A 534-nucleotide genomic window follows, 5' to 3' on the forward strand; every position below is an offset into this window, starting at 1 on the left:
CACCACTAAGAATATCGTTGCCAGAACCACCGTAGAGTTTGTCACTACCATTGCCACCATATAACTCATCATCGCCAGAGCCACCATACAATGTGTCGTCACCATCACCACCTTGTAAGATGTCATTCCCTGCACCACCATAAAGTATATCGTTCCCAGCGCCGCCTGAAATCTTACTTCCAGCATCAGTGCCGCGAATAATATCGTTACCATTATGGCCTGAGAAGTTAATTGAGTCTGATAGTGTTGTTGTGATTGTCGTGCTTCCTGACCATTGATGAGCATAGTCAGCTTCTGTTACAGCTATAGCTATTTCAATTTGATAGAGATCAGCATGAGTGACAACTTTATCTGCAAAGTGAATCTCATTGATCCAATATTGACTACCTTTAAAGAAGTTCAATACTCGAATACTGTCGTTATTACCGTACTCGATAATAAGATCATAATTCTCACCGCGATAACTAACTTCATCACTATTAACATCAGTAAATTTAATGACGTCAATATCATTCTCATGAGAATTAACATCGT

At 39.7% G+C, this 534-nt stretch carries 1 protein-coding gene; it reads right to left on the reverse strand.

Annotated elements, in window-relative coordinates; genetic code table 11:
• The coding region (locus VQ643_RS16315; protein ID WP_414201572.1) for a calcium-binding protein at positions 1-534 on the reverse strand (534 nt) is incomplete at both ends.

It is taken from the genome of Pseudomonas sp. F1_0610 (assembly GCF_047470865.1).
Classification (GTDB): Bacteria; Pseudomonadota; Gammaproteobacteria; order Pseudomonadales; family Pseudomonadaceae; genus JAZDRH01.